General features: G+C 67.8%; 9 protein-coding genes and 1 other RNA gene. 3 read left to right on the forward strand and 7 right to left on the reverse strand.

Features of this window, described 5'->3' with window-relative positions; all coding sequences use genetic code 11:
- Positions 1–5: 5 nt before the first annotated feature.
- From ASG60_RS10330 to rnpB, 3 genes are all read right to left on the reverse strand, one after another.
- Positions 6–437: a hypothetical protein gene (locus ASG60_RS10330; protein WP_056174196.1), complete on the reverse strand. Its 432-nt coding sequence runs from the start codon at positions 435–437 to the stop codon at positions 6–8.
- Entirely contained in the window at positions 434–1468 is a 1035-nt protein-coding gene (gene rsmH, locus ASG60_RS10335) for a 16S rRNA (cytosine(1402)-N(4))-methyltransferase RsmH (RefSeq protein WP_200918898.1), read from the reverse strand. The genes ASG60_RS10330 and rsmH overlap by 4 nt, the downstream gene beginning before the upstream one ends.
- A gap of 387 nt (positions 1469–1855) precedes the next feature.
- Positions 1856–2258: RNase P RNA component class A (gene rnpB / locus ASG60_RS10375), an RNA gene on the reverse strand.
- Positions 2259–2443: 185 nt separating this feature from the next.
- On the opposite strand from rnpB, the gene ASG60_RS23140 reads away from it, so the two are divergent.
- A complete protein-coding gene (locus ASG60_RS23140; RefSeq protein ID WP_200918899.1) occupies positions 2444–2620 on the forward strand; it encodes a hypothetical protein in 177 nt (58 codons plus the stop codon).
- Positions 2621–2664: 44 nt separating this feature from the next.
- Here ASG60_RS23140 and ASG60_RS10345 read toward each other — a convergent pair whose 3' ends face one another.
- Positions 2665–3105, reverse strand: coding sequence for a VOC family protein (locus tag ASG60_RS10345; protein ID WP_056363370.1), 441 nt, complete (start codon positions 3103–3105; stop codon positions 2665–2667).
- Between the two features lie 165 nt (positions 3106–3270).
- Here ASG60_RS10345 and pepN point away from each other — a divergent pair, with 165 nt between their 5' ends.
- Both pepN and ASG60_RS10355 read left to right on the forward strand, forming a co-directional pair.
- On the forward strand, positions 3271–5904 hold the full coding sequence (pepN, locus tag ASG60_RS10350) for an aminopeptidase N (RefSeq protein WP_056385413.1): 2634 nt from the start codon (positions 3271–3273) through the stop codon (positions 5902–5904).
- Positions 5905–6097: 193 nt separating this feature from the next.
- Positions 6098–8473: a PAS domain-containing sensor histidine kinase gene (locus ASG60_RS10355; RefSeq protein WP_056174185.1), complete on the forward strand. Its 2376-nt coding sequence runs from the start codon at positions 6098–6100 to the stop codon at positions 8471–8473.
- Between the two features lie 54 nt (positions 8474–8527).
- Here the strand turns inward: ASG60_RS10355 and ASG60_RS10360 are convergent, their stop codons facing one another.
- From ASG60_RS10360 to ASG60_RS10370, 3 genes are read right to left on the reverse strand one after another with little or no spacing between them, the layout of a single operon-like run.
- Positions 8528–11428, reverse strand: coding sequence for a bifunctional [glutamine synthetase] adenylyltransferase/[glutamine synthetase]-adenylyl-L-tyrosine phosphorylase (locus ASG60_RS10360; protein WP_056385415.1), 2901 nt, complete (start codon positions 11426–11428; stop codon positions 8528–8530).
- Complete coding sequence (locus ASG60_RS10365) at positions 11425–12882, reverse strand: HAMP domain-containing sensor histidine kinase (protein ID WP_056385416.1); 1458 nt, start codon at positions 12880–12882, stop codon at positions 11425–11427. The genes ASG60_RS10360 and ASG60_RS10365 overlap by 4 nt, the downstream gene beginning before the upstream one ends.
- Positions 12882–13580, reverse strand: coding sequence for a response regulator transcription factor (locus ASG60_RS10370; RefSeq protein ID WP_056385422.1), 699 nt, complete (start codon positions 13578–13580; stop codon positions 12882–12884). Before ASG60_RS10370 ends, ASG60_RS10365 begins: the two co-directional genes overlap by 1 nt.
- Between the last annotated feature and the right edge of the window lie 254 nt (positions 13581–13834).

The following is a 13834-nucleotide window of genomic DNA, read 5'->3' on the forward strand; positions in this document are numbered from 1 at the left end:
GGGTGCTACCTCGAAGCCGTTGTCGGGGTTCTGGTCGTCGTCGTGCGGGTGGTCACGGTGCGGGTCGTGATCGAGCCGGTGGTGCGCGGCTCGTTCAGACCGGGCTTTTCCTTCGGCGTCGCGGTCGCCGCGAGCAGTCGACCGATTTCGTCGCCGCGCTCGGGACGCGCCGGGAGGTCCGACAGGCGCCCAAGATGGGACGTGCCGATGGGCTCCAGCGCCAGATGGCGCGCCACCGCCGCCTGAAGCCGGTCGGGCCGGGTCAGCAACTGCCACTCGGCCCGCAGGACCGCGATGGCTTGACGCTCGCGGTGGAGCTGGCTGCGGGCCTTGGAGACCTGCCCGGCCTGATACAGGGTGTCGTACTTGATCGAGTAGGCGTAGATCGCCGAGCCGATGAGCCCGAGGACCGCCATGACGTTCAGCAGACGGATCACCGGCGTGCGCTCCTGACTGTCCGCTCCGGCAGGGAAGCGAGGGCCTCGATGGCGGCCAGGGGCGCGGGCGCAGGCGCGTCCGTGCGTTCCACCGCGCGCAGCTTGGCCGAACGGGCGCGCGGGTTGGCATGGATTTCGGAATCGGAAGGCAGCACAGGACCCTTGGTCACGGCCAAGAAACTGCGGGGTGCCGGCGCCTCCAGGCTCGGCAGGTGGCGCGAGCCTTGTGCCGCCCGACCGCTGCGAGCGGAGAAGAACTGCTTGACGATGCGGTCTTCAAGGGAATGGAAGGTGACCACGGCGAGGCGCCCGCCGGGACGCAGGATGCGCTCGGCGGCGTGCAGGGCCTGGACGAGTTCGCCGAGTTCGTCGTTCACCGCGATGCGCAGGCCCTGAAAGGTCCGCGTCGCCGGATTGATGCCGCTCGCCGGATCGGCCCAGACCACGCTGGCGACCACTTCGGCCAGGGCCGCGGTGGTCTCGATCCGCCCCTTGCGACGCGCCTCGACGATGGCACGGGCGACGGCGCGGGAGCGGCGCTCCTCGCCGTAATGGTAGATGATGTCGGCGAGATCGGCTTCCTCGGCGTCGTTGACGATGTCGGCGGCGCTGCGCCCGGTGCGCTCCATCCGCATGTCGAGGGGACCGTCGTGGCGGAACGAGAAGCCGCGCTCGGCCTGGTCGATCTGCATGGACGAGACGCCGATATCGAGGACGACGGCATCGGCCTGCCCCCAACCGGCATCACGAACACTCCCATCGAGGGTGCCGAAGCGGCCCGGCACCAGGGTCAGGCGCCCCTCCGAGGAAGCCACCAGGGGCGCTCCGTCCGCGATGGCGCCGGGATCGCGGTCGATGGCAAGCACGTGAACCGACGGATCGGCCTCCAGCATGGCGCGTGTGTAGCCGCCGGCCCCGAAGGTGCCGTCCACCGCGAGTGCCCGGCCCGCCAGATCGAGGGCGGCGAGCACTTCGGCGAGCAGCACCGGGACGTGGGGCGTCCCGTCGTTGGGAGGTCTGGGTTCGCGCATGCGCTTCATCGCCCGGCCTCTTCGACCAACGTGCGGAGCACGGGAAACGGGGGCGTCGAAGACGCGACGGGGATGAGGCCGCGCATGCGTCCCTTCCAAGAGTCTGAGCCGCCGTGAAGCGGCGCGGAGAGACGGGACATCGCCGGATCGGCGCGCAGCGCGACCGCTTGCAGGGACGCCGCCCCGAAAGTCTCGGGTTGCGTCCGTCGATCCGAAAATCGCCGTTGACGGGATGAATCGGGGTACCATGGGCCTCTGAGCGCCGTCAACGAACGGGGCCGCAACGCATTGGCCCTGTCCGATCAGACCTCAGCAAGGTTAACCGACGGTAAGTTTTTCGTTGCCGCGTGTTCGTGTTTTGCCGGGTGCCACAACTCAGAACCAGCGTGGATCAGTCGGCCTTTAAGCCGGGTTCTGTAGGGCCCGGACGACCCGTGAGGGTCCCCCTGACGTGGCGGCCATTCCTCTGGGACGATCGTTGCCGATGCGCCTCGAGCAACCAACCCGGGCGACGGGCCTGGAGAGAAGCCTGACGGGCCGCAAAGCCCATCGTGTCGCCCCTATTCGGTCTTGCTCCCGGTGGGGTTTGCCGTGCCGTCCGCGTTGCCGCGTCCGCGGTGCGCTCTTACCGCACCCTTTCACCCTTACCCTGTGTGAAACAGGGCGGTCTGCTCTCTGTGGCACTGTCCCTGGGGTCGCCCCCGCCGGACGTTATCCGGCACCGTCTCTCCATGGAGCCCGGACTTTCCTCCCCGGACGCGAGGTCCGGAGCGGCCGCCCGGCCGACTGATCCGAGGCGGATGTGCGCCGCGGACCGTCATGAGGTCAAGCGCCCGGCGGCATTCGGGAACGCCGACTTCGGATTTACGGCGAGCGGTTGCGCATCCGGACGCGGGCGCTAAATCTAAAGACAGGCGCTCGCCGCCTCCGCGCGGCCGGCCCCGGACCACTTGGCTTCACCAGATGGAGGTGACCATGGCGACCGACGAGACGGCCTGGACACTGGAGAAGGTTCAGGAATTGCGGAGTCTGGCCCGAGAACGCGTGCCGATCTCGGTGATCAGCCTCAGGCTCAAGCGGCCCATCGAAACCGTGTCGGCCAAACTCGCCGAACTCGGTATTACGCCCGCCCCCGAGGCAGGCGCCGACTGACATCGGGGTGCCGCGAGGCCATCGGCCTCGCGGGCTTCCGGGACCTACCAGGACCCGGTGTTCTCCATGGAGACCCATGGCTCCTGCGGCGGCTTGGCGTCACCCTTCTGCAGCAGCTCGATGGAAATCCCATCGGGGGACTTCACGAAAGCCATGTTGCCGTCGCGCGGCGGCCGGTTGATGGTGATCCCCGCCGCCTGCAGCTTGGTGCAGAAGGCGTAGATGTCGTCGACCTCGTAGGCGAGGTGGCCGAAGTTGCGCCCCCCCGAATAGGTCTCCGGGTCCCAGTTGTGGGTCAGTTCGATCACCGGCGCCTGGGTCTCGCGGGCTGTCGCCGCGTCGCCGGGCGCTGCGAGGAAGACGAGGGTGAAACGACCCTTCTCGTTGTCCACGCGGCGGACCTCCGTGAGGCCGAACGTATCGACGTAGAAGGCGAGCGCCTGGTCGAGGTCCGCCACGCGGACCATGGTGTGCAGAAAACGCATCGTCGTGAATTCTCCTTAGGGTGCGGCCTATGTGGTGGCCGTGCGAGTCCCGTCAACGCCACGCATCTGCGTTGGTCTCTCGCGCAACGGTTCTTTGCACCGACCGCGCGTTGCGCCCGGGACGGAAGCGATTCAAGAGGGAGGCCTGCGACAGGCGAGGCTTCCATGCGCACCGAAACCCCGATCCCGATCCGGCTCGCCGACTACAGGCCGAGCGATCACCTCATCGACCGGGTCGGCCTCGACATCCTCCTGCACCCCCACGCGACGGAGGTTCGGGCGACCCTTGCGCTCCGGCCCAACCCGGCCGGCCGAGCAGGGGCCGAACTGGTGCTCGACGGCGAGGATCTGACGCTGCTGTCCCTCGATCTCGACGGGGTCGCCCTCGCGCCGGACGCGTACCGGATAACGGAAACCGCCCTGATCCTGGCGCAGCCGCCGCAGGAACCCTTCACCCTGACGATCCGCACGCGGATCGATCCGACCGCCAACACCCGGCTCATGGGTCTCTATCGATCGAACGGCGTCTACTGCACGCAATGCGAAGCCGACGGCTTCCGGCGGATCACCTATTTCCTCGACCGCCCCGACGTGATGGCGGTCTACACAACCCGCATCGAAGCGGACCGGGCCGACGCGCCCGTGCTGCTCGGCAACGGCAACCCCATCGAGGCCGGGGAAGCGGGACCGGGTCGGCACTACGCCGTCTGGCACGATCCCCACTGCAAGCCCGCCTACCTGTTCGCCCTCGTCGGCGGACGCCTCGACCGGCTCGGCGGCCGGTTCACGACCAGCGAGGGCCGGACCGTCGACCTCGGAATCTATGTCGAGCCCGGCAAGGCGGACCGCGCCGCCTACGCCCTCGATGCCGTCATCCGCTCCATGGCCTGGGACGAGACGGCGTTCGGCCGTGCCTACGATCTCGATGTGTTCAACGTCGTCGCCGTGTCGGACTTCAACATGGGCGCCATGGAGAACAAGGGCCTCAACATCTTCAACGATCGCTACGTTCTCGCCAGCCCCGAGACCGCCACCGACGCGGATTACGCCGCCATCGAGGCGATCATCGCGCACGAGTACTTCCATAACTGGTCGGGCAACCGCATCACCTGCCGGGACTGGTTCCAGCTCTGTCTCAAGGAGGGCTTGACGGTCTTCCGTGATCAGGAATTCTCGTCGGACATGCGCTCGCGGGCGGTGCACCGCATCGGCGAGGTCCGTACCCTGCGGGCTCGGCAGTTTCCCGAGGATGCCGGACCGCTCGCCCACCCCGTGCGCCCGCAAGCTTACGCCGAGATCAACAACTTCTACACGGCCACCGTCTACGAGAAGGGTGCGGAGATCGTGCGGATGCTGCGCACGCTGCTTGGCACGGATACGTTCGCCCAGGGGATGGATCACTACTTCGCGGCGTGCGACGGCACCGCGGCGACGGTGGAAGATTTCCTCGGTGCCTTCGCGACGGTCTCTGGACGCGACCTCAGCGCCTTCGCGCGCTGGTACGATCGGCCCGGCACCCCAGTGGTGACCGTCGAGGGCTCCTACGACGCGGCAGTCCGCAGTTACACCCTAAGGTTCCGGCAGGAACTCCGCGGCGACCGCGAGGGCCCACCGCTCGTCATTCCGGTGGCGCTGGGCTTGGTCGGAGCTGGCGGCCCCCTCGACACGGCGGCCTGCGACCGCGTCCAGAACGGGGTCTTCATCCTGGAGCGAGCCGACGACAGTCTTACCGTCACGGGTGTGTCGGAGGCTCCGGTTCCGTCCCTGTTCCGAGGCTTTTCCGCACCCGTGCGGTTGGTTCAGACCATCACCGATGCGGACCGCCTCGTTCTGCTCGCGCACGACACCGACCCGTTCAACCGGTGGCAGGCGGCGCAGGATGTCGCCATGGCTCGCCTCGTCGCCGACGCACGGGCCGACTCCCCGGTGCCGCCGCCGGAGCCGGATGGTCTCGTCGCGGCCCTCGCCGCCTTCCTCGACGGGGAAGCCCTGACCGATCCGGCCTATGCGGCCCTCGTGCTCACCGTGCCGAGCGAGGGCGACATCGCCAACGCAATCGGCGAAGCCATCGACCCGGATGCGATCCACCGGGCGCGGACGGCCCTGCGGCTGCAGCTCGGGCAGGGCCTGTACCCGCACCTGACAAGCCTGCGCGACGCGCTCGCTGACCCGGCCGGTACGCCGTTCTCACCGGATGCGGTCTCAGCCGGACGCCGGGCCCTGCGCAACGTCGCCCTCGACCTCATCTCGGTCGCCGACCCGCAGTCCGGGATCGGCCTCGCGCAGGCCCAGATCGAGGCCGCGACGACCATGACCGACCGCCTCGCCGCCCTCTCCGTGCTGGCGCTGATCCCAGGCTCGGCTCGGGAGGACGCATTCGCGGCTTTCGCCGAGCGCTACCGGAACGAGCCCCTGGTGCTCGACAAGTGGTTCGCGATCCAGGCGATGATCCCCGAGGACACCACGCTGGAACGGGTCCGCCGCCTGCAGGCGCACCCGGCTTTCGCTATGACCAATCCCAACCGGGTGCGCTCCCTCGTCGGCAGCTTCAGCGTCGGCAATCCAACCCAGTTCAACCGGCCGGACGGGGCCGGCTATGCGTTCCTGGCCGAGGTGGTCGAAACCCTCGATGCGACCAATCCGCAGATCGCGGCGAAGCTGCTCACAGGCTTCGGCTCCTGGCGAATGCTGGAACCGGAACGCCACGCCAAGGCGGAACGCTCGCTTGCGGCAATCGGCTCACTTGCCAACCTGTCCCGCGATGTTTCCGACATCGTCGGGCGGATGCTTGACAACTGACAAGCCGTTGTAGGGAAACAGGTATTCCAGTACTGACCAAGCTTCTCTGCACGCAGATGGGTCTCCTGTCAGGATTAACAGAAGCATAAAAAAGCGTGGACAACTCGGCCGTGAAAATGGTGTTATGAATGCGATTCGAAGCGCGACACGGTCACGCTTCCCAGACGTTTCACCATAGCTGCGGAGACATATCATGCTGGAGGCGGATTCCGCTTCCCTCTCCGCGCGTGCGGATACGATCCTCGGCATCCATCGCCCACAGACCACGACGCACATCCGGTTCGTGCGGGCGGAAACCTGGCTGCGTGTCGCCCTTCCGGCCCTGCTGGCGGCTTTCCTCGCTTGCCTGGCGACGGTGGAATGCCTCCATCTCAATGCACAGCGCCAGGATACTCTCGGGCGTGCGGTCACTGAGATCGACGCACTGACCCGGCTTGTCGCGGCGTCCCTCGGCCAGGGCGACACGGACGAGGCCGCGATGAAGGGTCGTCTCGCAGCACTTCTGCCGCCGCATCTCCTGCCGCTCGGCCGACAGATCCTCATCGTCGGCACCGACGACAGCATCGTCGCGTCCGCCCCCCCCTGGGCCGGAAGCCGCACGCTCACGGAGCACCTCGGAGAGATGCAGGCGCTCACGACCCTCGGGGAGCGGGCGGGGGTGATGACGGTGGATCTCGCCGACCGCGCCCCGGCCCTCGCTGCGCTTCGCAGTCTGCCGAACGGACGCGGTCAGGTCGCCGTCCTGCAACCCATCGCAGCGGTGACCGCGGCCTGGAACGCCAGGATGCGCAACCACGTGATCCTGCTTGGGGCGGCGGCCCTGGTCATCGTCGGGACCGGCATCGCATACGTCCTGCAGACTCGGCGGGCCTATGCGGTCGATCGAGTGTGCGAGCAGATCAAGCAGCGCCTCGATACGGCGCTCGGACGCGGCCGGTGCGGATTGTGGGACTGGGACATCCCCCGTGGGCGGATCTACTGGTCGGACTCGATGTACGCCCTGCTGGGTTATCGCCGCGAGCGCGAGTTCCTGTCCTTCGGCGACGTCAACGCCCTGGTCCATCCCGATGACGGTGACCTGTACAGCTTGGCGCGCCACCTCGCCGCGAGCCAGTCTACCGTCGACCACGAGTTCCGGATCCGGTCCGCCTCGGGCGTCTGGACTTGGATGCGGATGCGGGCCGAGATCGTACCGGACACGGTGGCCGGCGGTCGCCATCTCGTCGGCATCGCCCTCGACGTCACCGAGCAACGCAACCTGGCCGAACTGAACGCCACCGCGGACATGCGCCTGCGCGACGCCGTCGAGGCCATTTCCGAGGCGTTCGTCCTCTGGGACACCGGCAACCGTCTCGTCCTGTGCAATTCGAAGTTCCGCGATCTCCATGCCCTGAGTCACGAGGATGCTGTTCCGGGGCGGCGCTACGCCGAGATCATGGGCCGCGGTGTGCTTCCGCCGATCCGTCGCGAGATGCGCGAACTTGAGCATTCGGGCGCAACCGCCCGTACCTTCGAGGCCGAACTCACGGACGGCCGTTGGCTCCAGATCAGCGAACGCCGCACCAAGGATGGCGGCTACGTCTCCGTTGGCACGGACATCACCAGTCTGAAGCGCCACCAGGAACAACTCGTGGCCTCCGAGCGCGAACTCATCGCGACCGTGAAGGACCTCAAGCGGTCGCGCCGCACCCTCGAACTCCAGACTCAGCAACTCGCCGACCTCGCCGAGCGCTACCTCGATCAAAAGGCCCAGGCCGAGACGGCCAACCAGGCGAAATCCGAGTTCCTCGCCAATATGAGCCACGAGCTTCGCACACCGCTCAACGCGATCATGGGCTTCGCCGAACTCATGGAAACCGGGGTGTACGGAGCCCTCGGCTCGTCGCGTTACACGGATTACTGCCAGGACATCCGTGCGAGTGGAGATTACCTCCTGTCGGTCATCGACGACATCCTGAACATGTCGCGCATCGAATCGCACCGGGTGAAACTGGTACGCCGCGAGATCGGCTTGCCGGGAGCCATCGAGGCGGCCCTGAAGCTCGTGGCCGAGCCGGCGCGGGCGAAATCCCTCAGCATCCATGTCGACCTGGTCGAGGGCCTCTCGGTGCTGGCCGACGAGCGCGCCCTGCACCAGATCCTGCTCAACCTCGTTCAGAACGCGGTGAAGTTCACGCCGGAAGGCGATGGGCGGATCGTCGTGAAGGCCCGGCCGATGGGGGATGCCGTGAACATCTTCATCGAGGATACGGGCATCGGCATCCCCAAGGCAGCCCTGCGCCGCCTCGGCGCTCCGTTCCAGCAGGTCGAGACGAACCTGACCCGCACCTACAAGGGCTCGGGCCTCGGCCTCGCCATCGCCCGGTCCATGGCCGAGTTGCACGGGGGTTCCCTTCGCCTGCGCTCCCAGGAGGGTCTCGGCACCATCGTGTTCGTGCGCCTGCCCATGCCGACGCCCGAGCGCCTACGCGATGTGGCCTTCGAAGCTTCGCAGGAAACGGTCGCATCCTTGCGGGACGCTGCGGGGGCGACGCCGCGCCGGGGCTGGATGGAGCCGGCCGCGAGCTGACCCATTGAGGGCGCGCGTCGTTCGACGATCGCGGCTACGCCTCGGGCCTCTGCGTCAGGCGAGAAGCCGATCGAAGAGGTTGCGCACATCGGCGCGCCGCTCGTCGAGCTGAACCTTCAGATGAGCGGCGTCCGGCATGCCCAGCGCCACGGCCAAGCGCGTCAGGACGACCCCGGAACCCTGGGCCGGGTCGCCCGCCACCATCAGCCTCTGCCAATGCAGGACATCGTCGAACTGGCGGTAGGCGGTCCGCAGGCGCTCGGCCTCGGCCTGCTTCAGAAGGCCATGCCCCGCTGCCAGCGCCAGCACATCGCCTGCAGCGGGGCCGGCGAGATCCGGAAACCGGCTGCCGTGCGCAAGGACGAGGGCCTGGGCCAGGAAGTCGAGGTCGAGCAGGCCACCCGGGGCGAGCTTGAGATCGAGGGGCCCCGCATCACCTTTCTCCTCGGCCACGAGCCGCCGCATGGATCGCACGGCGCCAAAGACTTCGGACGGATCCCGCGGCCGTGTCACCATGGATCGGATCATCGCGATCAACTCTGCGCCGAGTTCGGCATCACCCGCGATCATCCTGGCACGGGTCAGGGCCATGTGCTCCCAAAGCTCAGCTTCGGTATCGTAGTAGCCCCGAATGCTGCGCAGCTGCACCGCCACCGGCCCCTGCCCGCCACCGGGCCGCAGACGAAGGTCGACCTCGTAGAGATGTCCGCGCCGGGTCGGCACGGTGAGCGCGGCGACGAGGCGTTGCGTCAGCCGATTGTAGGCGACCGCCGCATCAAGGGGGCGCGGCCCGGCGCTCATGCGGGACTCGGGGTCGAAGTCATAGACCACGACGAGGTCGAGGTCGGATTCCGCCGTGAGCTGACACGACCCGAGGCGCCCAAGCCCCAACACGGCGAGGCGTCCCCCTGGTACCGCCCCGTGCTCGGCGAAGAAGGCTTGCGACACCCGGTCGAACGCAGTCCCCACCACCGTGTCGGCGATGGCGGTGTAGGCCCGTCCCGCCTCCACCGGCGCGAGAATGCCGGAGAGGAGACGCGCGCCGGTGAGGAAGCGCAGGTGCCGCGCCGTATCTCGGCTGCGATCGAGGAAATCCTCGTGGTCGCTCGGCTGCCCGAGCAAGGTCCGAAAATGCGCGGCGATGCCGCCAGGCTCGGGCGGTGGCGCCGAGAAATCCTGCTCCAGCACGGCATCGAGCACATGCGGACTGAACGAGACGGTCTCGGCCAAGCGCGGTGCGGTGCCGAGGAGATCGGCGAACAGGAGGCGCAAGCGTTCGTTGGAGCGTAGGATGGTGAGGAGTTCGAGCGCCGCAGGCATACGGGCGAAGGCCCGGTCCAGGGTATCGAGGGCCAGATCCGGATCGGTCGTTCCACCGAGCGCCTGCATCAGCGCCGGCACAAGCTCGGTCAGGACTTCGCGGGCCCGGGCGGTACGCACGGCCGGCCGCCGCCCGAAATGCCAGCCGCGTACGGTTTCGACGGCGCGTTCGGGCTCGCGGAACCCGAGGGCGCGCAGAGTCGCGAGGGTAGCGGGATCGTCACCCGTTCCGCTGAACACGAGGTCGCCCACCGCCGACGACAGGTCCGGTTCGGCCTCGAACAGCAAGGCGTAATGGGCCTGGACCCGGCGGGCATGATGCAGCAGCGACGCTTCGAAGCCCGCGAGCGTCGCGAACCCGGCAAAGCGCGCGAAGCTTTCGAGTTCGCCGGGCTCCGACGGCAGGCGTTGAGTCTGCTCGTCACGCACCATTTGGATGCGGTGCTCGACGGTACGCAGGAACTCATAGGCCTCCGCGAGCTCGTCGCGGGCGGTGGCGTCGATCCAGCCCTCGTCGGTGAGGGTAGCAAGCATCTCTACCGTACGCCGCCCGCGCAAGGCAGGCCGGCGTCCGCCGAAGACGAGTTGCTGAGTCTGGACGAAGAACTCGATCTCGCGGATGCCGCCCCGCCCGAGCTTGATGTCGTGCCCGGCCACCGCGAGGGTGTCGTACCCGCGCACGGCGTGGATCTGCCGCTTCATGGCGTGGACGTCGGCGATGGAGGCGAAGTCGAAGTATTTCCGCCAGACGAATGGGCGCAGGTCGTCGAGGAAGCGCTGGCCCAGGGCGAGGTCACCGGCAATGGGCCGGGCCTTGATGTAGGCCGCCCGCTCCCAGTTCTGACCGAGGTTCTCGTAGTAGAGGTACGCCGCGTTGAGGGACACGGCCGTCGGCGTCGAGCCCGGATCGGGGCGCAGGCGGTAATCGACGCGGTGCACATAGCCATCGGCCGTGCGCTCCTGCAGGAGCTTGGCGATGCCCTGTGCCAGCTTGGTGAAGAACGACGTCGGCGCGAGCCCTCCCTTGAGAGGGGCGACGGCGGGATCGAAGAACACCACGAGGTCGATGTCGCTCGAGTAGTTCAGCTCGCCCGCGCCGTGCTTGCCGAGCGCCAGGATGACGAGGCCGGACCCGGCCTGGAGGTCGCCCGGATCGATGGGCAGGAAGCGCCCGGCGGCCGCCGCCTCAGCGAGGAGCGCATCGGTGGCGGCCAAGACCGACGCGTCGGCGAAGTCGGACAACGCCGCCGTCACCGTGGCGAGGGGCCAGAGCCCGCCGAGATCGGCCAATGCCACGAGGAGGGCGTGCTCGGTGCGGTTCACCCGCAGGGCGCGGGCGATGGCGGCGAGGTCGCCGCCGTCACCGGCGGCGCGCTGGCGGGCGACGAGATCGGCATTCGCGGCCTCGGGCGCCCGCGACACCAGATCGGCGAACCGGACCGGGTCACGCGCCACGGCCTGCCACAGGAACGGGGATTGTTCGGCGAGCGCGAGGACGAGGGCCCGCAGGGGCACGTCGAGGAATCCGGCCGGAAACGCGTCCTCGATATCGGCGAGGCGCCCGGCGGCGGCCTCCGGGTCGATCAAGGGCGGCGCCCGTCGCAAGCGATGATGGAGGCTGCCAGGCTCGGTCATGCGGGGTCTCCCACGGCGAGGGCCGGAAGCGTTACCACGACGGCGAGGCCGGGGGCATTGTCGTTGAGCACCAGCGTCCCTTGATGCAGGCGCACGATGGCGGCGACGAGGCTGAGCCCGAGGCCGAATCCGGGCCGGGACCGCGCATCCTCTAGGCGGACGAAGCGATCGAGGACGCGGCCACGCGCCTCCGCCGGGATGCCTGGCCCTCGGTCGGCGACGACAACGCGAATCGCACAGCCGATGCGCTCCGCGGAGATGCGGATGCAGCCGCCATCCCGGTTCGGAACCGCTTCCTTCATCGCTCCATACTTGACCGCATTGTCGATGAGATTCGCGAGGGCTTGCCCGATGAGTTCGCGGCTGCCCATGAACCGCAAGTCCCCCGTCGTGACGATGTCGAGGGACACGCCCTCGTCGGCGGCCACGGCCTCGTAGAGTTCCCCGACTTCGCGGGCCGTCGTGCCGACGTCGAACTCGGCCATGAGTTCGTGGGCGGAAACGCCCTCGAGGCGGGCGATCATCAGCAGGGCGTTGAAAACCCTGATCAGGCCGTCACTGTCCTCGATCACGCCCTCCATGGCGAGGCGCAGGTCCGCGGCGCTCGCGGGCGAACGCAGCGCCTCGTCGGCGCGGTTGCGTAGGCGGGTCAAGGGCGTCTTGAGATCGTGGGCGATGTTGTCGGAGACCTCGCGGAGGCCCCGCATCAGCTCGCCGATCCGCTCGAGCATTTCGTTGAGGTTGCGAGCCAGACGGTCGAGTTCATCACCGTTGCCGGCCACCGCCAAGCGACCGCCGAGGTCGCCGGCCATGATCCGCCGGGTGGTCTCCGTCATGGCGTCGACGCGCTTCAGCACGCGGCTCGCCACGAACCAGCCGCCGACGACACCGAGAAGGATCACCAGCAGAAGCGAGGTTCCGAAGGTGCCGCCGATGACCGAGCGCAGGCGGTCACGCTCCTCGACATCGCGACCGACGACCAGGCGAAAGCCCCCCGGCAGGGTGAATATCCGCATGATCGCGCGGTGATCGAGGCTGGATGAGCCACCACGGGCGTAGACCGCTTCGGTCTGCCCGGGTTCGGCGAGGAGACCAGCCGGCAAGGCACCGACGTTACCGGCCACATGCTCCCCGGCGGGCGTCGTCACGAGGTAGAGGGAAGCCCCCGGCTCACCGGCGCGGCGCTCGACCACCGAGATCAAGCGCCGCAATCCACCGGACTTATACTGCTCGGAAAGGCCGCTGATCTCGGCTTCGATGGTCGACACCATCTGATCGTCGAGAACCCGGCTGGCGTTCCAGGCGACGTAGCCGAGAGCCAGAAAGGCGAAAGTGGTGAAGATGAGCAGGTAGGCGAAGGACAGCTTGAAGGCCGTGGTCCGGAATAGGTTCTGGAGCCGGCCATGGTCGCGCCGCCCGGCCGAACGCCCGGACCGTGCCACATCATCCGCCATCAGGCGCCGCGTGCCTCTTCGGCACGCACGACGTAGCCGGCGCCGCGTACGGTGTGGAGGATGGGCCGGTCGAAATCCTTGTCGATTTTGGCGCGCAGGCGCGAGATGTGAACATCGATGACGTTGGTCTGCGGATCGAAGTGATAGTCCCAGACATGTTCGAGCAGCATCGTCCGGGTCACCACCTGACCGGCATGGCGCATGAGGTACTCAAGCAGCCGGAATTCACGCGGTTGTAGGATAATTTCCTGACCGGCGCGGGCGACGCGATGCGACAGGCGATCGAGTTCGAGATCGCCGACCCGGTAATGAGTGACCTCGACGGCTCCGGCCGGCGCCGATCGACGACGTGCCAGGATCTCGGCGCGGGCGAGCAGTTCGGAGAATGCGTAGGGCTTGGGAAGGTAATCGTCGCCGCCGGCCCGCAGGCCCTTCACCCGATCGTCGACCTGACCGAGGGCCGAGAGAATCAGCACCGGCGTCGTCACGGCTTGTTCGCGCAGGGACCGGATCAGGGATAGACCGTCGAGCTTTGGAAGCATCCGATCGACGATGAGCATATCGTAATCGCCCTCGCGGGCAAGGGCGTAGCCGTCAAGGCCGTCATGGGCAAGATCCGGCATGTGACCGGCTTCCCGAAAGGCTTTGACAAGATAGGACGCTGCCTCGCGGTCGTCCTCGATGATGAGCAGTCGCATGGCGTCGAACGATACGGTCTCGCGATGCGACGGTGAAGCGTATCCCATGCCCCCTCCCCTCTTCGATTGAGGAGAGGATGGCACCCATGAGCGGATTTTGGCGCCTGCATGACGATTTGGTCATCGACCGCCCCGCGAACGCGAACAGGCCGCCCTTTGTGGGGCGGCCTGTTCGGTGTGATCGTCTGGAGGGGATGTGATGTGCTGTGCAGGTCTGGCGGCGACCGACTCTCCCGTGTCTTGAGACACAGTAC

Origin of the sequence: Methylobacterium sp. Leaf469, from assembly GCF_001424745.1 — a bacterium.
In the GTDB taxonomy this organism is placed as follows: Bacteria; Pseudomonadota; Alphaproteobacteria; order Rhizobiales; family Beijerinckiaceae; genus Methylobacterium.